We start from the raw sequence: 19,394 nt of genomic DNA, 5'->3' as shown, positions 1-19,394 counted from the left end.
ACCTGCCGCAGGGCCTCGAGGGCATCGGCGGCGAGTTCGGGGCGGCAGATCAGCAGATCGGGCAGCCATGGGTCGGCGAAGTTGTATTCGAGATCCGATCCGTCGCAACGGCTGGCGTGCAGGCCCGCCGCGCGTGCCACCGCCACTGGTGCACAGTTGTCCCACTCGAATTGGCCTCCCGAATGGGCGTAGATGTCAGCCATGCCGAGCACCACGGCCATGGCCTTGGCACCGGCGGAGCCGAGTGTCATCAGCTCGGCGTCGAGCGCCTGGGCGATGATGACCGCCGCCGCCGGCGGGCGCGACCTGCTGACGACGAGGCGGGGCTGCCCGTTGTGCGGTGCTGGCAGGACCGGCTCGGGATCGGTGCACAGTGTCTGCCCGACCGCTGGCAGCGCCACCGCGCCCGCAGTGGGCACACCGTTCTCGACGAGAGCCACATGCACTGCCCAGTCCGAGCGGCCGGGTTCGGAATACTCACGCGTTCCATCCAGAGGGTCCACTATCCAGACGCGGTCCGCGGACAGGCGAGCGAGATCGTCGCGCCCTTCCTCAGAGAGGATGGCGTCATCGGGCCGTTCTTCGGACAGTCGATTCACGATGTGCCGGTGGGCCTCGGAATCGCCCGTGTCACGGACTTCCCAAGTCCCGGCCCCCGAGCTGAAGAGTCGATCGCGGACCTCCACCAGCAGGGCCCCGGTCTCGGTGGCCACGCTCGCGGCAAGAGCATGGTCGTCGGGTTGGGCCATCGGTCAAGTGTGCCCTCTGGACGCGCTTGCAACACGCCGGCGGCGAGTTCGAAGCGGCCCGCGGCAGCATGCCTGCCGATTGCAGACGTTGTTGTTCGCCCCAGTGTGTCGGGGCTGCAAACCCGTACGGGTAGCCTCGCGGATCGTCAGGTGCGGCGGAGTGCAACACCGCGCATCGCGCGCCTGCGTCATGGACAACCGATGGAGGGAATGTTCTCTATGAATAGACGAATCGCGCCGATTTCTCGGCGGTCTGCGTTGCGACTCGGCGGCGTGCTGATGGCGATCGCGTTGGTGGCTGCGGCATGCGGCTCTGACGACGGCGACGATCAGGATGTTGATGGCGACGAGCCGGCGGCGACAACCGAAGCAGAGGCAGCGGCCGAAGAACCGGAAGCCGAAGTCGCAATGACGCAGGACGCCGGCGACTTGCTCGCGGTGGTCCAAGATCGCGGCACCCTCAACTGTGGCGTCAGCGGCTCGGCAGTGGCCTTCTCGGAGACGCAGCCTGATGGCAGCACGACCGGCTTCGATGCCGACTACTGCCGTGCAGTAGCCGCAGCGATCCTGGGCGATGCCGGAGCGGTCAACTTCGTGCCGCTGACGGCGGCCGAGCGCTTCACGGCGCTGGAGGCCGGCGACATCGACTTGCTGGTGCGCAACACCACCTGGACTCAGAGCCGAGACACTGACCTCGTGCTCGACTTCGGGCCGACCACCTACTACGACGGCCAGCAGCTCATGGCCCGCGTCGATGACGGCTTCTCGGGCACGTCGACAGTGTCAGATCTCGATGGCGCCACGGTGTGCACTAACGCCGGCACGACCACCGAGAAGAACATTGCCGATGCTGCGAATGCAGCCGGCATCGAGATCACGCTGTCCACCTTCGAGGACTTCGACATCGTCACCGAGAACTTCATCTCGGGTGCGTGCGATGCGGTGACCACCGACGGCTCGGCGCTGGTCGGTCGCAAGGTGAAGCAGGAGGGCGACCAGAACTGGGTGATCTTCCCGCCGACGCCGATCTCGAAGGAGCCGCTGGGTCCGGTCTACATCCAGAACCAGTCGAACTTCGGCGATGTCGTGAACTGGACCGTGTACGCCATGATCATCGCTGATGAGAAGGGCATCACCTCGGCCAACATCGACTCGATGATGGGCAGCGGCGACCTCGACGCTGAGGCGGTCCGCATGCTCGGCGGCGAGGGCGAGCTGCAGACCAAGATGGGTCTGTCGGCCGATGCGTTCTACAACGTGATCAGCCAGGTCGGGAACTACGACGAGGTCTACACCCGCAATCTCGGCCCCGTTGGCCTGAGCCGTGACGGCTCGGCGAACGCGCGCTGGACCGCGGGCGGCCTCATCTACGCACCGCCTGCTCGCTGATCGCATGCCTGCCGGCTGGGCGCAGCCCCGCCCGGCAGGCAAGTGATCACTGCAACTGGCACGGCCCCCGACCCAACCGGGTCGGGGGCCGTTGCGCGCTTCGGCGCAAGAAGCCGATCACTGCATGACTCAATGCACCCGATGCAATAGCCCGATGCATGCGACCTCGTCGCGTAGGGTGACCTGCGGTGAGCGACCCCCGAGCGCCGGACCATGACGCCTCCCTGAGCACGCTGGGAACCCGTCCGCCGTTCTACCGGGACGCGACGGTCGTGCGCTGGATCGCGCAGGTCGGCACGCTCATTCTCGTCTTGGCGGCAATGTGGTTCCTCGCCACCGAGGCGGGGGACAGCCTGCGAGCCCGCGGCGCGAACATCGACTTCGACTTCATCTCCGATCACATCGGCATCAAGGTGGGCTGGGGGATCGACACGAACCCTGATACGGGCGGACGGGCGCTGTGGGTCGGCATGGTGAACACCATCCGGATGGCGGCCGCGGGCATTGCGCTCGCCTCGGTGGTCGGCGTGCTGGTGGGTCTGGCCCGGCTGTCCTCCAACTGGCCGCTGCGGCGCCTCGCAGGCGTGTACGTGGAGGCGTTGCGCAACATCCCGCTGCTGGTGCAGATCCTGGTGTATGCCGCAGTGCTGGCATCGCTCCCGAACGTCTCGTTCGGCATGGGGCCAATCCCCGGCTGGATTCACCTGTCCAACAAGGGCCTGTCAATCCCTCGGGTCTTCGTAGCCGACGGCTTCTACCAGTGGGCCGTCCTCATGCTGATCGGGGGCGTCATTGCGCGTGTCGTCTTCAAGCGGTTGGCGGCTCGGCGCGAGCAGACCGGAATGCAGACCAATGCCGGCGCCTGGGCAACGGGAATCGTCGCCGTCTTCGCCATCGTGGGGTGGTGGGTGCACCCCATCTTCGGTTGGCTGGGGGGCATCTTCGGCGGCCTGTCGGACGCGGTCGGCTCGATCCCGCAGGGCGCGGTGCAGCTCGTCGCCGCGCTGGCCGCGGCGGGGGTGGCAGTGTGGTGGATACGCCGCTTCCTCGCGCAACACCGCACGCCGGCGGGTCTCGTGCGCCTCACCGACGACGACTGGTTCCGCATGATCTTCGCCGTCGCAGGAGCGGCGATCGTCGTGCTCTTCGTGGCTGTGCTGTGGCCCGGACTGTCGAGCTGGATCGTCAATTCATCGAGCGACGGCCTCGGCGTGCTGGCAGACAAGTTCGGCAATGGACGGACCGGTGCGCCGATCGATGCCATGCGGCCCGACATCGTGCAGCCAGGCAACTTCCCCAACTACGGGCCAGCCGGTTTGAACTTGCCCATCGGCTTCGCCGCCGTCTACTTCGGCGTCGTGTTCTACACCGCAGCGTTCATCGCCGAGATCGTTCGCGGCGGCATCTTGGCAGTACCCAAGGGCCAGAGCGAGGCGGCACAGGCGGTGGGCTTGCGGCGCTCGACAGCGCTGCGACGGGTGATCCTGCCCCAGGCCCTGCGGGTGATCCTGCCGCCTGTCGGTAACCAGTATCTGAACCTCACCAAGAACACGTCGCTGGCCATCGCCGTGGGTTACAGCGATCTCGTTCAGATCGGCCAGACCGTCTACAACCAGACCGGCAAGACGCTGCAGGTCATGGCGGTGTGGATGCTGTTCTACCTTGCCTGCTCGCTGACGATCTCCGCGGCCGTCAATTTCTTCAATATCCGGCTGCGGATCGTGGAGCGTTGACGTGACCGATCCGATGCCGCCCGCTGCACCGACCGCTCTCGCGGCTGAGCCCGTGGGCCCCGCGGCGAGCCCGCCCGACCGGCCCAGCCTGCCGCCCGGTCGTTGGATCCGCGAGAACCTCTTCCCCAACGCCCGCAACTCGATTCTGACCGTCTTCGCGATCCTCGTTGCGCTGTTCACCTACCGGGGACTGCTGAACTTCATGTTCAGCGAGGAGCGCTCGTGGATTGCGGTACGCACCAATCTGCGGCTCATGTTCACGCAGGCCTATCCCGAGCACCAGTACATCCGCGTGTGGGTGACGGTCGGGCTCGTCGTGGTGCTCGCGGGCCTGAGTGCCGGCATCTGGGCCCGCTGGGGCGGCGTGACCCTGAAGCGACTGATGGGCTGGCTGATGTCGGGAGGCGGCCTCGTTGCCGTCGGTGTGCTGATACGCGAACCGAGCGTACTCACCGATGCAGCAGGGGAGACGGTGCGCGACGACGCCGGCGAGCTAGTGCGCGAGTCGTTCGCAGCCGCGATGGCGGATCGATGGGTGTGGTGGGCCGTCGCGCTCGTGCTGTTCGGGCTTGGTCTGGCGCTGTGGCTGCGTTTCGATGACCTGGCCCGTCGCACGAGCGAGATCCCCGTCGCCTGGCTCGTGTTCGGATTGCCCGGGCTGCTGGTGGCGTCCACCTGGGTGATTCGCTACGGGCACTACGCATTCGCCGACGGCGAGTTCATCGCCGAACCTGGACAGCTCGTGGCGATGAGCACGAGGGTGCCGTGGACGGTCATTTGGCTGTTGCTGATCGGCTGCTTTGGGATCGGCCGAGTAGCACGCAGCCGCGCCATTGCCTCATCGCAAGCAGTTCCCGACGCGGCTAATGATGACGAGGGAGCCGAAGACGAAGCGACTCCGGAATTGCCCCGGGGTGCCCTGGCGAAGACCCGAGCGACCGTCAATCTGGCATGGGTGCTGAGCCCCTTCTTCCTCTACTGGGTGGTCATGCGCGATCCCGAGATCGACTACGCCCACGTGTTCTCCACCATGCTGCCGATGGGGCTGGCCTTCGGCGTGGTGGGCTCGGCAGTGCTGTGGTGGTTGACGCGCAGCGACGCCGGCGAGGTGGGGCGCCTGGCGGCGATCGGCCTGCTGTTGTTGGCCGCATTTCACTGGGTGGCGGCGTTCTTCGGCTGGTACTCGATGCTGCAGGTGGCGCGCATCGCCTTCCTGCTCCTCGCGGTCGCCGGGCTACTGGCGCCGAACTTCGCCGGCGTGGCCGCCCAGCGGCGCAGGCTGGTGGGGGCGTGGCTGTTCGTGGTGCTGCTGGTCTTCTATGGCGCAACCGTCATCAATGCGCCGTCGACTATCGAGACACCGACAGACATGTTCATAGGCGGGTTCAGCGTCACGCTGCTGGTCTCGGTGCTGACGATCATGCTGTCGTTCCCGATCGGGGTGCTGCTGGCACTGGCTCGGACCTCGCGCCAGCCGATCTTCCGGGTGCTCTCCACGGTCTACATCGAGGTGATCCGCGGCGTTCCCCTGATCACGCTGCTGCTGTTCTTCTCCGGCGTGCTGCCGCTGTTCCTGCCCGACGGCATGGAGATCGCCGAGTTGGCCGCTGCGATCCTGGGCTACACGCTGTTCTCCGCGGCATACCTGGCGGAGAACGTGCGCGGCGGGTTGCAGTCGATCCGCCGCGGGCAGTATGAAGCGGCCGATGCCGTCGGGCTGACCACCACCCAGCGCACCGGATTCATCGTGCTGCCCCAGTCCTTGCGGGTGTCCATCCCGCCCCTGGTGGGTCAGGTGATCGCCACGTTCAAGGAAACCTCGCTGCTCGCCATCATCGGGCTGTTCGACTTCCTGCGCATGGCCAACTCGGTGGTACCGAACCAGTCGCAGTTCCTGGGGGTGCGGCGCGAGGGGCTGCTGTTCATCTCGGTGGTGTATTGGGTGGTGGCGTTCGCGATGTCGAAGTACAGCCAGCGGCTCGAGCAACGTGTGGGATTGGGCCAGCGATGAGCGGGAACAGCCATTCATCGCGGACAGAGGGGAATCGACCATGAGCACGCAACCGGCCCACGGTGACGCCACGATCGCGGTGTCCGACGAGCTCGCCGCACGCGACGACATGATCGTGTGCCGTGACGTCGACAAGTGGTTCGGCGATTTTCAGGCCCTGAGCGGCATCACTGCAACGATCAAGGAGCAGGAGATCGTCGTTGTGCTGGGGCCCTCCGGATCGGGCAAGAGCACCTGGATCAGATGCATCAACCGGCTGGAGGCACACCAGAGCGGTCAGATCATCGTGGACGGCATCGAGCTGACCAACGACCTGCGCAACATTGAGAAGATCCGATCCGAAGTGGGCATGGTTTTCCAGCAGTTCAACCTGTTCCCGCACCTGACGGTGATGGACAACATCACGCTGGCCCCGATCTGGGTGCGCCGCAAGTCGCGACCCGAGGCAGAGGAACTGGCCGAGTCGCTGCTGGAGCGCGTGGGCATCCCTGAGCAAGCACAGAAATTCCCCGGCCAGCTCTCAGGCGGTCAGCAGCAGCGCGTGGCGATCGCGCGAGCGCTGGCGATGGAACCGCGCGTCATGCTGTTCGACGAGCCCACCTCGGCGCTCGACCCCGAGATGATCAAAGAAGTGCTCGACGTGATGGAGGAGTTGGCACGCTCGGGCATGACCATGATGGTCGTGACGCACGAGATGGGCTTCGCACGTGAGGTGGCCGATCGGATCATCTTCATGGAGGAAGGCGAGATCGTGGAGGTGGGCACGCCTCACCACTTCTTCACGGAGCCCGCAGAGGAGCGCACCAAGCTGTTCCTGAGCCAAGTGCTCTAGTTGCGCGCCCGCCGCGGAAGCGGCTGCTGATTCTGCGACCAGCGATCCAGCAGGTCGCAACGTCGCAGAATCAGCAGCCGCCTCCGCAGCTGTGTCCCCGGTGCTAACCGGCTTAGCCCTTGGGTTCGCCGTAGGGGGCGCCAGCTTCCTCGTAGCACTCTGGGTGGTAGTGCTCCACGCGGTCCCAACGGTTCTTCACGTACACGTTGCAGATGATCTGCTCCGCACGGATGCGCGCCCGGAACTTGATGAGCTCATCGCAGACGGCGCAGTATGCCGAGTTGCCAGCGTCCACCGTGCGCGACACCGCCCTGCTCTTCCACCGCTTGCGTTTCGGTGCAGCGGTCTCCGTTGCAGCGGTCTCTGCTGCAATCGAAGATGACGACGCCGAGGTGTCCGTAGCCATGGCGGGACCCTAGCGAACGCTCGCGCGCTCTAGGTGGATATTCGCGCGATAAGCGCGAATTCATGCACGTCACGCGCGAAGTATTGCCCGATAATCGCGCGATGTGCGCGTTATGGTGACGACCGGCCGCTTCGTGGATAACGTGCCGGTCCGTGTCCGAGGGCTCACCCAGCACGGCCGATCCATCGCCTCGCGCCGGAGGCAACAGCCCGTCCGCTACGGCGACCGTCGACGCCGTGCTGTTCGACTTCGGCGGGGTCATCACCGAGAGCCCATTCGAAGCGTTCAACCGCTACGAGGATCGCATCGGTGTGCCCCGCGACACCATCCGGCAGATCAACGCCACCAATCCCGACACCAATGCGTGGGCGCGACTCGAGCGCAGCGAGGTCAGCGTCGACGAATTCGCTGAGCTGTTCGAGGCAGAGGCTGCCGACCGGGGATACGAGATGTCGGGCGCGCAGGTACTGGCGTGCCTCAGCGGCGGGCTGCGCCCGCGGATGGTGCGTGCGCTGGAGGTCCTCGCGGCGCGCCTGCCCGTGGGCTGCATCACCAACAACGTGAGAACAGGCCACGGCGCCGGCATGTCCCGGGACGCCGGCACCGCCGCGGCGATCGCCGAAGTGATGAAGCTGTTCGGCGTGGTGATCGAGTCGTCGGTAGTCGGCCTGCGCAAGCCCGATCCGCGGATCTACGAACTGGCCTGTGACCGGCTCGGCATCGACCCGGCCCGCACGGCATATCTCGACGACCTCGGCATCAACTGCAAACCGGCTGCAGCAATGGGCATGGCGGCCATCAAGGTGACCGATCCCGACGAGGCCCTGCGCGAGCTGGAAGCACTCGTCGGCTTCGAGCTGCGATGACCGTCAGCCAGTGACGTGCTGATGGCGATGCACTGATGGATTCAGGGTTCATCTACACGCTGCACAAGCTCGGGCGTTTCTACCCGCCCGACCGGGAAGTTCTGCGCGACGTCACGCTGGCGTTCCTGCCGGGTGCGAAGATCGGCGTGATCGGCCACAACGGCTCGGGCAAGTCCACGCTGCTGCGCATCATGGCCGGCCTCGACGACGGCTATGTCGGCGACGCGAGGCTGGCGCCCGAGGCGTCGGTGGGATTGCTGCCCCAGGAGCCGGAACTCGACGCTGCCCTTGATGTCGAGGGCAACGTGTTGGCGGGTGTTGCCGAGACTGCTGCCCTGCTGACGGCCTACGAGGAGGTGATGGCCGGCTGGGCTGAGCCCGATGCTGATTTCGACGCGCTCGGCACCCGCCAAGCCGAGCTAGAGGATCGGATCGCCGCGGCCAATGCCTGGGACCTGGATCGCCAGGTTGCCATCGCGATGGACGCCCTGCGTCTGCCGCCTGGCGATGCTGACGTGACCACGCTGTCGGGAGGGGAGCGACGGCGCGTGGCGCTATGCCGCCTGCTGCTGTCCCACCCCGACCTGCTGCTTCTCGACGAGCCGACCAATCACCTCGATGCGGAATCGGTCTCATGGCTGGAGCGGTTCCTGGCCGACTATTCAGGGACAGTTGTCGCGATCACCCACGACCGCTACTTCCTGGACAACGTCGCCGGCTGGATTCTTGAGATCGATCACGGCCGCACGCATCCGTTCGAAGGCAACTACAGCGCGTGGCTCGAGCACCGCAACGCTCGGCTTGTCTCGCAGCAGCGTCAGTCCGACGCCCGCGCCCGCACGCTGGCACAGGAACTGGAGTGGGTGCGCATGTCGCCGCGGGCCCGGCAAGCGAAGAGCAGGGCACGCGTCAGCGCGTACGAGGAACTGCTGGCGACGCACCGCAAGGCTGCTGACGAGCAGCGCCGAGCAGAAGCGCTGCAGATCACGATCCCGATGTCACGTCGTCTCGGCTCGCAGGTCATCGAGGCCGAGGGTCTTGTGAAGGCCTACGGCGAAAAGCTGCTGTTCGACGATCTTGCATTCCGTTTGCCGCCGGGCGGCATCGTCGGGGTGGTCGGCGCGAACGGTGCCGGCAAGACCACGCTGTTCCGGCTGCTGGTTGGCAACGAGCAGCCCGACGCGGGCAGCATCACCATCGGCGAGACGGTCGACATTGCGTACGTGGACCAGTCACGCGCGGTGCTGGACCCCGACCGCACGGTCTACGAAGAGATCACCGGTGGGCACGACACGCTGCGCATCACTGGCTTGGACGGTGCCCGCGAGGTCAACGGCCGGGCCTTCGTCGCATCGTTCAACTTCACCGGCTCAGATCAACAGAAGCGTGTGGGCGACCTCGCAGGCGGCGAGCGCAACCGGGTGCACTTGGCCCGGACGCTGACCAGCGGATGCAACGTGCTGTTGCTCGACGAGCCCACCAACGACCTTGACGTGGACACGCTGCGTGCGCTCGAGGCGGCCTTGGAGTCATTCGGTGGCTGCGCCGTGGTCATCAGCCATGACCGCTGGTTCCTGGACCGGATTGCGACCCACGTGCTGGCCTTCGAAGGCGACAGCGTGGTGCGTTGGTTCGAAGGCAACTTCACCGATTACGAGGCTTTCCGCAAGCGCGAGCTGGGCGCCGATGCGGGATCCACTGGCCGCGGCTCTGCCGCGGCGCATCCGACTCGGCTCACCTACAAGCCGCTCGCCCGCTGAGGCTGAGCCGTCAGGCGAAGCCGTGGCCCGAGCGGCCCGTGAGCGCAGCGAACAAGAGCGGAGAGCGAGAGGCTGAGCCGTCAGGCGAAGCCGTGGCCCGAGCGGCCCGTGAGCGCAGCGAACAAGAGCGGAGAGCGAGAGGCTGAGCCGTTAGCGTCGAACCGGTGCGGATTGCCACGTGGAATGTCAACAGCCTGAACGCCAGGCTGGAACGGGTCGATGAATGGCTCGACTACGCCGAGCCGGACGTTCTGCTGCTGCAAGAGACCAAGATGTCCGACGAGCAGTTCCCGCACCAGCACTTCGACGCGCAGGGCTATGCCTCGGTGCATCATGGCGAAGGCCGCTGGAACGGTGTGGCCATCCTGTCGAGCGTCGGGATAGAGGATCCGGTCGCTGGCTTCGCCGACGGCCGTGAGCCCGACCCCGATGCACGCATCATCTCGGCCCGCTGCGGTGGCGTCACGGTGAGTTCGGTGTATGTGCCCAACGGCCGCGCCGTCGAACACGAGCACTACCACTACAAGCTGGACTGGCTGGGACGCCTGCGCGCTCACCTCGAGGCCACGTGCGATCCGGCCGAGCCGGTGCTGGTCGGCGGCGATTTCAACGTGTGCCCCGACGACCGAGACGTGTGGGATCCCGACAACCCTGAGCCGCGCACCCACGTCACCGATCCTGAGCGAGATGCCATCGCGGAGGTGTGCGATTGGGGGCTGACCGACATCTTCCGCGAGCACTACGACGCGGACGGCCTGTACAGCTGGTGGGACTATCGAGACGGCGCGTTCTACAAGCGCCACGGCCTGCGCATCGACCTGCTGCTGGGCACCGTGCCGGTGGTCGCGGCCACGCAGTTCTGCCTCATCGACCGCAACGCTCGCAAGGGAACCAAGCCCTCGGACCACACCCCCGTCTTTGCCGATCTCACGCTCTGAGTTGCTCAGCGGTCGCGCGAACTGTCGAGAACAGCTCGGGCGGCGGCCAGCCGGGAGGCGGCGTCGTCTGGTGACAGCGGGGGAGGCTCGGCGGTGGCCGCCGCAATCTGAGCCAGCCAGGGTGAGGGGCTGCGAGGCTGATCCGCCGCGTGCCCGGATCGATGTCGTGCCCACGTGAAGTGCAGCGTGCGTGCCGCTCGCGAGACGGCGACATAGAACAGCCGCCGTTCCTCGGGATCGTTGCGGCGCAGGGGCACAAGGCCGTCCTCGACGCCGGCGATCACGACGTGATGCCACTGCAAGCCCTTCGCTGCATGAAAGGTCGCCAGTGTCACGGCCCCGTCGCGCAGATCGAAGCGGGCGCCTGAGCGGTCGCTGTCGAATAGGTCCGCAGTGAGCTCACGGTCGCTGGCCGACAGCAGGCTGACCCAGGTTGCGAAGCCCTCTCCGGTGGGGCCGCTGCGAGGTGACCTGCGGCCGGACATGCGGGATATCTCGGTGAGATAGGCGTCGGCGAGGCCGAGCACTCGTTCCAGCGCCGGCTCAGGCCGGTTGTCCGGCTCGGCATCCAGCGCGTCGGCCCGCATGTCGGCGACTGCAGTCGAGAACTGATCGCCGGTGACGCGAAGGCGCTCCAGCAGCTGCTGGGTGGCGGGCAGTTGCAGGAATGGGCTTCGCTGCCCGCTGAGTCGGCAGGGGATGCCCCGGGCATCCAGAGCGGTCGCGATGTCACCGAGCTGGGCGTTCGTACGAGCGAGCACACCGAACGAGTCCCAGCGCACCCGGCCGACGTGGCGATCAGCGACCCACCGAGCGATGCCGGCGGCCTCGGCTGCGGCATCGTCGAACGCTGTCACCGTCGGCGCGGGACCCGTCTCGTGCGGACGCGCCGATGCTTGCGCCCTTCCGCCGGATCCTGTTGCTTCCTGCTCTTGCTCCCTGCCTTCGACCGACGCAGGCTCGCCGGCCGCTCGGGCCCAGGGCTCAGCCTCTCGGTCGCCGTCTCTTTCCATCACCGCCTGAGCGGCGGTGACCAGCGATGGGTGGCTGCGATAGTTGAGCTCGAGCCTGAAGATCTGCGCCCCTTCGAAATGGCGCTCGAACCCGGTGATGTAGCGACTGTCGGCGCCGTTCCATCCGTAGATCGCCTGGTCGGCGTCGCCGACGGCGCAGATGTCGGCGGTCCCGTCGTGCACCGCTGTGGCGCCGCCGATCCACTCCTGCAGCAGGTTCCACTGCAGCCGGTTGAGATCCTGGAACTCGTCGACGAAGAAGTGCCGGTGGAGCCAGCGCCGAGCCGCCGCGAAGTCCTCGTCGGAGCGCATCAGGCGCGTGCATTCGGAGAGCAAGTCATCGAAGTCGAGCAGCCGGCGGCGGGACTTGGTGCGCTCGAAGTGTCCGAAGAGCGCTGCGGCTGCTTCGGCTGCGGCTGGCCCGAGCCGGCGCGACGCGGGCCCGTCGCGATACTCGGCGACCGACAGGTCGCTCGCCTTGGCCCAGTCGATCTCGCGCAGCGCGGTGGCGACGGTGATCGGCGGCCGCGGGCCGAACGAACGCTGGAGTTGCTCCGACAGCTCGCCGCTGAGCGCAGCCCGGCTCGGCAGGATCTTTCGTTCGGCCCGGCCGTGGTCTGTGTCGTACTGCCGGACCTGTGCAAGCGCAATGGAGTGGAACGTGCCGACCGGCCCCATGTCGTCGACATCGGCTAGCCGCAGCCGCGACCGGAGCTCCCTCGCAGCCCGGCGAGTGAACGTCACGGCCATCGCCCGCTGTGGCTGCATCGACTCGGTGGCAGCTCGCCACGCGATTCGCTGCGTGAGCACGCGGGTCTTGCCGCTTCCCGGACCGGCCACCACGAGCAACGCCGCCGCTGGGGAACGAACTGCGGCGCGCTGGGCAGAATCGAGTCTGTCGTCGGGCGGGAGAGCCTCACCGGGATCCGTCGCGGGCGCCGCATCGCTCACGGGGCGAACCTAGACCCCTCTGACCCTGGGGTTGGCAGCCATACGCTGCTGAAGGTGCGAGTTGTCAGCCTTGTCCCGAGCGCTACGGAGACGCTGGCGACTTGGGGGGCCGATCCGGTGGCCTGCACCCGCTTCTGCGAGCGGCCCGACTTGGAGCACATCGGCGGCACGAAGAATCCAGACATCGCCGCCATCACCGCGTTGCAACCCGATCTTGTCGTCGTGGACCGCGAAGAGAATCGGCGTGACGACTACGACGCGCTGCTGGCGGCCGGTCTCGAAGTCGAGGTGCTGCACATTGCGACTCTCGACGATGTCGCGCCAGAACTGGCCCGGCTGGCAGGTCGCATCGGCGTCGACTGGCAGCCCGAGCCGCTGCCTGACCGCGCCGCACTGCCGCCGCTGCCTCACCCGTCGGGCAGTGCCCGGACGGTTCGTGTGTTCGTGCCGATCTGGCGGCGGCCGTACATGACCGTCGGCGCCGCTACGTACGGCGTCTCGCTGCTGGAGTACTGCGGCGTGCAGGTGGCCTTCGCCGACCGGCCCGAGACATACCCCACCCTGAGCGAGGAGGACCTCCGCAGCGAGCCGATCGATCTGGTCCTCGCTCCCACCGAGCCATACGAGTGGCACCGCCGGCACTTCGACGAACTCACCGCAATCGGGCCCGCCCATCTCATCGACGGCCAGGATCTCTTCTGGTGGGGGACACGCACGCCTGCAGCCGTGACCCGCGTGGCACAGACGATCGCGCGGGCGTTGGCCTGAATGCGACCCGGCCCCGTTGGTGACTCGGGGAAGTCCACAACGGCGCGCAGTAGCGTGACCCGCAGGTCAACCGGCTACCGCACGACAAGGACAGGAGTGACGATGGGCACAGGACCGCTGGCAGGTGTGCGAGTGATCGAGCTGCAGGGCATCGGCCCGGGACCGTTCTGCGGGATGATGCTTTCCGACATGGGTGCGGAGGTCATCCGCGTCGACCGCTCGGCCAACGTGCGAGACCGTGACCCTGCGAGGCCGCCGATCGACGTGCTCGCCCGCGGACGTGCCTCCATCGGGCTTGATCTCAAGAACCCCGACGGCGTCGAGGCGCTGCTGCGCCTGATAGAGCATTCCGACGCGCTCATCGAGGGATTCCGGCCCGGCGTGATGGAACGGCTCGGCATCGGGCCCGACGAGTGTCTGGCACGCAACCCGCGGCTCGTCTACGGCCGCATGACCGGCTGGGGCCAGGAGGGCCCCTACCACATGGGTGCCGGGCACGACATCAACTACATCGCACTGGCCGGTGCGCTCGATCCCATCGGCCGCAAGGGCGAGCCGCCGATCGCGCCGCTCAATCTGGTGGGTGACTTCGGCGGCGGGGGCATGCTGCTGGCGTTCGGCGTGGCCTGCGCGCTGTTCGAGTCGCAGCGGTCGGGCCAAGGCCAGGTGATCGACGCAGCCATGGTCGACGGCGCGGCAACGCTCATGGCCATGTTCCACTCGATGCGGGCACTAGGCGTGTGGAACGACGAGCGGGGCACCAACTTGCTCGACACTGGCAGCCACTTCTACGACGTGTATGAGTGCGCTGACGGCAACTACATCTCGGTCGGGTCGATCGAGCCGCAGTTCTACGCCGAGCTGCTGCGGCTCACCGGTCTCGAGAGCGATCCGGAGTTCGCCAAGCAGCACTCGCGCAGCCGGTGGCCGGAGCTCAAGGATCGGATCGCCGAGGTCTTCAAGTCGAAGAAGCGCGACGAGTGGTGCGAGATCATGGATGCCACCGATGTGTGCTTCGCCCCGGTGCTGACGCTGGAGGAGGCCCCGCAGCATCCTCACAACGTTCACCGTGACGTGTTCTGCGAGGTGGCCGGCGTGATCCAGCCGAGCCCATCGCCTCGCTTCAGCCGTACGGTTCAGGCCGTTCAGGGGCCGCCCGCGCATCCCGGCCAGCACACCGACGACGTGCTGGCCATTGCCGGTTACGACCCCGACGACATCGCAAAGCTGCGCGACACCGGTGCCGTCGCCTGACACAGAAGCCGACGCTGCGGGATCGGCCAGCGCCGGCGAGCAGGAGGGCCGAGAGCCGAGCGACGCACCTCCGGGGCTCGATCGCAAGCTCGTGCCGCTGTATGCCGAGGCTGTCGCCGTCGCCGACGTGTCCCCGGCGAGCGCCTGCGCACTGGCCCGCCTATTGCTGCGCAGCCTCATCCAGTCTCAGGGACTTCGGGGCCGTCACATCGTGCGCGACATCGGCGAGTTGGTTTCAGCTGGGGCCCCGGTGGGGCTGCTGCGCGCGCTCGACGTCATGAAGCTCAGCGACACCGAGGCACGCCGTCCCGGCGAACTGAACCTCGCCAATGGCCACGGAGACGCCCAGAACCTGCTGATGTTCATCCACCTGTTCACGCAGCACGTCCCGCCGTATGAGCGCTGAGGTCTGGGCGACGGTCCACACTGCAATCGGCTGGGCGATGGTGCTGTCGAACGGCGTGGCCGGGCTGTGGGCGCTCGGGGCGAGGCGCTGGGCGCCGCTGCGTCACCGCAGCCTGTGGTGGTTCTTGGGTGGCGCATGGGTCTTGGTATTTGACCATCCCGCCGCGCCCGCAGCGGATGCATCTCTCAGTGCGGCCCGTCAGAGTCCGAGTCGCGCTTCGAGCAGGTCGAGCTGGTGGCGCATCTGCGGGGGCAGGCGCTCGCCCAGATTCCGGTAGTGGGCCTCGATCATGTCGATCTCGGCTCGCCAATCGTCCTCGTTGACGCCGAGGAGCGTTTCGATCTCTGCCGGGGTCAGGTCCAGGCCGCTGGTGTCGAGCGCTTCGGGCGGCGGCGCCAGACCGATCGCGGTCGGCACTGCTTCACCGTGGCCGGCGACCCGCTCCAGTATCCACTTGAGCACTCGAGCGTTGTCACCGAAGCCGGGCCAGATGAACTTGCCGTCGGCGTCCTTGCGGAACCAGTTCACGTAGTACAGCTTCGGCAGCTGGGTGCCCGGCTTCGCACCGATGTCCAACCAGTGCTGGAAGTAGTCGCCGAAGTTGTATCCGCAGAACGGCAGCATCGCGAAGGGATCGCGCCGCACCTCGCCCACCGTCCCTGCTGCGGCAGCTGTCTTCTCCGAGGACATCTGCGAGCCCAGGAACACGCCGTGCTCCCAGTCGAAGGCCTCGACCACGAGCGGCACCGTGGTAGCGCGCCGGCCGCCGAAGAGGATGGCCGAGATGGGCACGCCGGCGGGGTCCTCCCACTCGGGCGCAATGGTGGGGCATTGAGAGGCAGGGGCCGTGAAGCGGGCGTTGGGATGGGCTGCGGGCGTGCCGTCGGACGGCGACCACTCGTTGCCGCGCCAGTCGATGAGGCCCTCCGGCGGTTCCGGCGTGAGGCCCTCCCACCACACGTCGCCGGCAGGGGTCTGCGCCACATTGGTGAATACGCAGTTGCCCCACATTGTCCCGAGCGCGCTCGGGTTGGTGTCGGCGCCGGTGTTGGGCGCGACGCCGAAGATGCCGGCCTCGGGATTGATGGCGTGCAGGCGGCCGTCGTCGCCGAACTTCATCCAGGCGATGTCGTCGCCGATGGTGCGGATCTTCCAGCCGGGAAGCGTGGGGATCATCATCGCCATGTTCGTCTTGCCGCAGGCGGAGGGGAAGGCTGCCGCCACGTAGACGGTCTCGCCTTGCGGTGGAGTCACGCCCACGATGAGCATGTGCTCGGCCAGCCAGCCTTCGTCGCGGGCCATGGTCGAGGCGATTCGCAGCGCGAAGCACTTCTTGCCGAGCAGGGCATTGCCGCCGTAGCCAGAGCCGTAGGACCAGATTTCGCGTGTCTCGGGGTAGTGGACGATGTACTTGCGGTCCGCGTCGCACGGCCACGGGACGTCAGCTTGACCGGCTTCCAATGGTGCGCCGAGCGAATGGATGCAGGGCACGAAGTCGCTGTCGCCGAGCACATCGAGCGCTGCCTGGCCCATGCGAGTCATGATCCGCATGGAGGCTGCCACGTACGGCGAGTCGGTGAGCTGGACCCCGATGTGGGCGATGTGGCTGCCGAGCGGTCCCATCGAGAACGGCACCACGTACATGGTTCTGCCGCGCATCGAGCCCTCGAACAGCTTCAGCAGCTCCTCGCGCATCTCGGCAGGTTCCCGCCAGTTGTTGTTCGGACCGGCGTCAATGGCGCGCTCGGTGCAGATGAACGTGCGGTCTTCGACGCGGGCGACATCGCCCGGATCGGACCGAGCGAGGTAGCTGTTGGGGCGTGCGTCGGAATCAAGCGGGATGAGAGTCCCCGATTCCACCATCTGACTGCAGAGCTGCTCGTATTCCGCTTGTGAGCCGTCGCACCAGTGGACCGCATCGGGTCGCAGCACGCCGGCCCAATGATCGACCCAATCGATCAGCTGGCGGTGAGTGGTCGCAGGCAAGTTGTCCTCCGGGTCCGAGTCTCGCGCCTGAGCGCGAATTGAGACTGGTATCTCGCTCTTCGACCGGCGCGATTGCCCCGGCCTCAGATCACGCTGTCTCCCCCCCGGCGGTGATCCATTCAGGTGTCCCCAAGTCCACTTCTGAGCCGAGACGCAGCCGTGTGGCGAGCCCCCGTTCGTCCAGGTCGTAGATCACTCGCTGGCCCTGCCGCACCATCCGGAAGATGGATCCCTCCAAGGCATTCGGGGCCAGTTCGTGCTCGGCGCGCGTGACATCGTCAGTCACGATCCCGACTCGCGATGCCGGGTCGTACGACTTGATGACGCCTTGCACATGCGCCTCCAGTGGCTGGGATTCTGCCGGGCCGCCGTGGCAGCCCGCGCAGTCCCCGGAACGCTACCAACCGGTCGCCGCGGGCGCGTTGTAGCTTCGGCAGTCATGAGCGACCGCAACGCTCAGATCGACGTGGGGGCTCTGCCCTGCCTGGACAGCGAAGCACTGGCCGAGGTCATGCGGCGGTATCAGTCCGCGCTGAACCAGCACCGGGTCACGATCGATCGCCTCAACGTCTATCCCGTGCCCGATGGCGACACCGGCACCAACATGGCCTTGACGCTCGCGGCTGTCAGCGAGGAATTGCTCCAGTCCGGCGCCGGCAGGGGGGACATCTGCCGAGCGATCTCGCATGGCGCGCTCATGGGAGCGCGCGGCAACAGCGGCGTCATCGTCAGCCAGTTGCTGCGGGGGCTGGCCTCGACTCTGGCCCCGGGTGACGATCATCCCGAGGCAGAGCCGCCCATCGACGCTGAGATGCTGGCCAAAGGCCTGGTGGCCGCGAGCACCGCCGCAGACAGCGCGGTCATGCGACCGGTGGAGGGGACGATTCTGAGCGTCGCGCGCGCCTCGGCGCAGGCTGCTGAGCGCGCACTGCACACGCTGGGGGGCGACGATGACGGGGCGCTGGCCATCGTGCTGGAGCGTGCCAAGCAGGCGGGGCAGGAGGCGTTGGAGGCGACCCCGCAGCAGCTGCCGGTGCTGGCCGACGCCGGAGTGGTTGACGCCGGCGCCGCGGGGTACTTGCTGCTGCTCGACGCCTTGCTGAGCGTCGTGGACGGGCGCCCGCTGCCCGACGCCGTAGACCTGCCGGCCGAGGTGGCCGAGGTGATCGCGCATGGGAACGCGGGTGCGAGTCTGCAGGGAGTCGCTGCGGATCCGGTCGCGGAGCAGCGTGCCGAGTTGCACAGCTACCTCGACGGTGACGAAACCGGCGGCCACGACGTGCACGATCCGTCTGGCACCCGATACGAGGTGATGTTCCTGCTCGCGGCGCCTGACGAGAACATCGACGACTTCAAGATGGCCTGGGACTCGCTGGGCGACTCGATCGTGATGGTTGGCGGCGACGGGCTGTGGAACTGCCATATCCACACCGACGACATCGGCCCTGTCATCGAAGCAGGCATCGATGTGGGACGGCCGCATCGCATCCAGATCACCGATCTCCACGAGCAGGTCGCCGGCTTGGGAGGCCATGGTGCGCACGCAGGCCAGCCCGGTGCGCATGGTGCGCATGCAGGCCAACCCGGTGCGTACGCAGGTGCTGCGGGCGGGGCTTCGGCCGAGCCTGCGCAGCGACCGCTCGTGGGATGTGCGGTAGTCACGGTCTCGCCTGCGGCGGGCCTCGATGAGATGTTCGCTTCGCTGGGCTGCCACGAGCTCGTCACCGGCGGGCAGACGATGAATCCCTCGACGGCTGAACTCTTGGCGGCCATCGAGTCCGCACCTTCGCAGCAGGTCGTGGTGCTGCCCAACAACTCCAACATCGTCCCAGTGGCCCGGCAAGCGGGCGATCACGCCGACAAGACAGTGGCGGTCGTCGCGACTACCTCGGTGCCTGCGGGCCTCGCAGCCCTCATCGGGTACGACCCCGACGCGAGCGCTGACGCCAACGCCGCTTCGATGGGCGGCGCCGCGGATGCGGTGTCGGCAGGAGAAGTGACCCAGGCAGTGCGTGACACGACCGCACCGACAGGCGATGTCGCCGTCGGGCAGTGGATCGGCCTCGACGACGGGGGCATCTCCGCTGTCGGCGACACCGCGGCAGCGGCGGCTATCGGGTTGCTCGAGAACATGCTCACCCCAACCCACGAGATCCTCACGCTCATCGAAGGAGCGGGCGCCCAAGTCGCCGAGACCGCCGAAGTGATGGCGTGGCTCGCCGAGCACTGGCCCGGCATCGAGGTCGAGCGTCACGTCGGCGGCCAGGACCACTACCCGTACCTCTTCGGCATCGAATGAGCCCACCCCAACCCAGCCAGCCCGCTGCGGGCC

16 protein-coding genes are annotated in these 19,394 nt (G+C 67.2%); 11 read left to right on the top strand and 5 right to left on the bottom strand.

Annotation, left to right across the window (positions count from 1 at the left end):
• Positions 1–749, bottom strand: a 749-nt coding sequence (locus tag VI480_RS10175) for a 3'(2'),5'-bisphosphate nucleotidase CysQ (protein ID WP_323672725.1), incomplete at its 3' end; no start/stop codon positions are given.
• A gap of 219 nt (positions 750–968) precedes the next feature.
• Here VI480_RS10175 and VI480_RS10170 point away from each other — a divergent pair.
• From VI480_RS10170 to VI480_RS10155, 4 genes are all read left to right on the top strand, one after another.
• Complete coding sequence (locus VI480_RS10170; protein WP_323672724.1) at positions 969–2,138, top strand: amino acid ABC transporter substrate-binding protein; 1,170 nt, start codon at positions 969–971, stop codon at positions 2,136–2,138.
• A 188-nt stretch (positions 2,139–2,326) separates the two neighbouring features.
• Positions 2,327–3,871: an ABC transporter permease subunit gene (locus VI480_RS10165; protein WP_323672723.1), complete on the top strand. Its 1,545-nt coding sequence runs from the start codon at positions 2,327–2,329 to the stop codon at positions 3,869–3,871.
• A 1-nt stretch (position 3,872) separates the two neighbouring features.
• Positions 3,873–5,882, top strand: a complete 2,010-nt coding sequence (locus VI480_RS10160) for an amino acid ABC transporter permease (RefSeq protein ID WP_323672722.1) — start codon at positions 3,873–3,875, stop codon at positions 5,880–5,882.
• Positions 5,883–5,991: 109 nt separating this feature from the next.
• Complete coding sequence (locus VI480_RS10155; RefSeq protein ID WP_416246674.1) at positions 5,992–6,714, top strand: amino acid ABC transporter ATP-binding protein; 723 nt, start codon at positions 5,992–5,994, stop codon at positions 6,712–6,714.
• 112 nt (positions 6,715–6,826) lie between these two features.
• Here VI480_RS10155 and VI480_RS10150 read toward each other — a convergent pair whose 3' ends face one another.
• On the bottom strand, positions 6,827–7,120 hold the full coding sequence (locus VI480_RS10150) for a hypothetical protein (RefSeq protein WP_323672720.1): 294 nt from the start codon (positions 7,118–7,120) through the stop codon (positions 6,827–6,829).
• A 236-nt stretch (positions 7,121–7,356) separates the two neighbouring features.
• On the opposite strand from VI480_RS10150, the gene VI480_RS10145 reads away from it, so the two are divergent.
• The 3 genes from VI480_RS10145 (at position 7,357) to VI480_RS10135 (ending at position 10,684) form a co-directional block, all read left to right on the top strand.
• The gene (locus VI480_RS10145; protein WP_416246673.1) at positions 7,357–7,986 is read left to right on the top strand and encodes an HAD-IA family hydrolase; all 630 of its coding nucleotides are present in this window, start codon (positions 7,357–7,359) and stop codon (positions 7,984–7,986) included.
• 35 nt (positions 7,987–8,021) lie between these two features.
• Positions 8,022–9,746, top strand: coding sequence for an energy-dependent translational throttle protein EttA (gene ettA / locus VI480_RS10140; protein ID WP_323672718.1), 1,725 nt, complete (start codon positions 8,022–8,024; stop codon positions 9,744–9,746).
• Between the two features lie 164 nt (positions 9,747–9,910).
• The gene (locus VI480_RS10135) at positions 9,911–10,684 is read left to right on the top strand and encodes an exodeoxyribonuclease III (RefSeq protein ID WP_323672717.1); all 774 of its coding nucleotides are present in this window, start codon (positions 9,911–9,913) and stop codon (positions 10,682–10,684) included.
• Between the two features lie 5 nt (positions 10,685–10,689).
• Here VI480_RS10135 and VI480_RS10130 read toward each other — a convergent pair whose 3' ends face one another.
• Positions 10,690–12,648 (bottom strand): ATP-dependent helicase, encoded by a 1,959-nt coding sequence (locus VI480_RS10130; protein ID WP_323672716.1) that lies wholly within the window; start codon positions 12,646–12,648, stop codon positions 10,690–10,692.
• A gap of 54 nt (positions 12,649–12,702) precedes the next feature.
• Between VI480_RS10130 and VI480_RS10125 the strand changes: the two genes are divergently transcribed.
• The 3 genes from VI480_RS10125 (at position 12,703) to VI480_RS10115 (ending at position 15,076) form a co-directional block, all read left to right on the top strand.
• A complete protein-coding gene (locus tag VI480_RS10125; RefSeq protein WP_323672715.1) occupies positions 12,703–13,416 on the top strand; it encodes a helical backbone metal receptor in 714 nt (237 codons plus the stop codon).
• Between the two features lie 102 nt (positions 13,417–13,518).
• Entirely contained in the window at positions 13,519–14,670 is a 1,152-nt protein-coding gene (locus VI480_RS10120) for a CaiB/BaiF CoA-transferase family protein (RefSeq protein WP_323672714.1), read from the top strand.
• Positions 14,657–15,076: a hypothetical protein gene (locus VI480_RS10115; RefSeq protein ID WP_323672713.1), complete on the top strand. Its 420-nt coding sequence runs from the start codon at positions 14,657–14,659 to the stop codon at positions 15,074–15,076. Before VI480_RS10120 ends, VI480_RS10115 begins: the two co-directional genes overlap by 14 nt.
• 198 nt (positions 15,077–15,274) lie before the next feature.
• On the opposite strand, the gene VI480_RS10110 is transcribed toward VI480_RS10115, so the two are convergent.
• A complete protein-coding gene (locus VI480_RS10110; RefSeq protein WP_323672726.1) occupies positions 15,275–17,101 on the bottom strand; it encodes a phosphoenolpyruvate carboxykinase (GTP) in 1,827 nt (608 codons plus the stop codon).
• 49 nt (positions 17,102–17,150) lie between these two features.
• Positions 17,151–17,348, bottom strand: coding sequence for a hypothetical protein (locus tag VI480_RS10105; protein WP_323672712.1), 198 nt, complete (start codon positions 17,346–17,348; stop codon positions 17,151–17,153).
• 153 nt (positions 17,349–17,501) lie between these two features.
• Between VI480_RS10105 and VI480_RS10100 the strand changes: the two genes are divergently transcribed.
• Entirely contained in the window at positions 17,502–19,361 is a 1,860-nt protein-coding gene (locus tag VI480_RS10100) for a DAK2 domain-containing protein (protein WP_323672711.1), read from the top strand.
• Positions 19,362–19,394: the final 33 nt, after the last annotated feature.

It is taken from the genome of Candidatus Poriferisodalis multihospitum, assembly GCF_028283155.1.
GTDB lineage: Bacteria > Actinomycetota > Acidimicrobiia > Acidimicrobiales > Poriferisodalaceae > Poriferisodalis > Poriferisodalis multihospitum.
The sequence above is the reverse complement of the archived record's forward strand: the minus strand, read 5'-3'. Positions and strand labels throughout refer to the sequence as shown.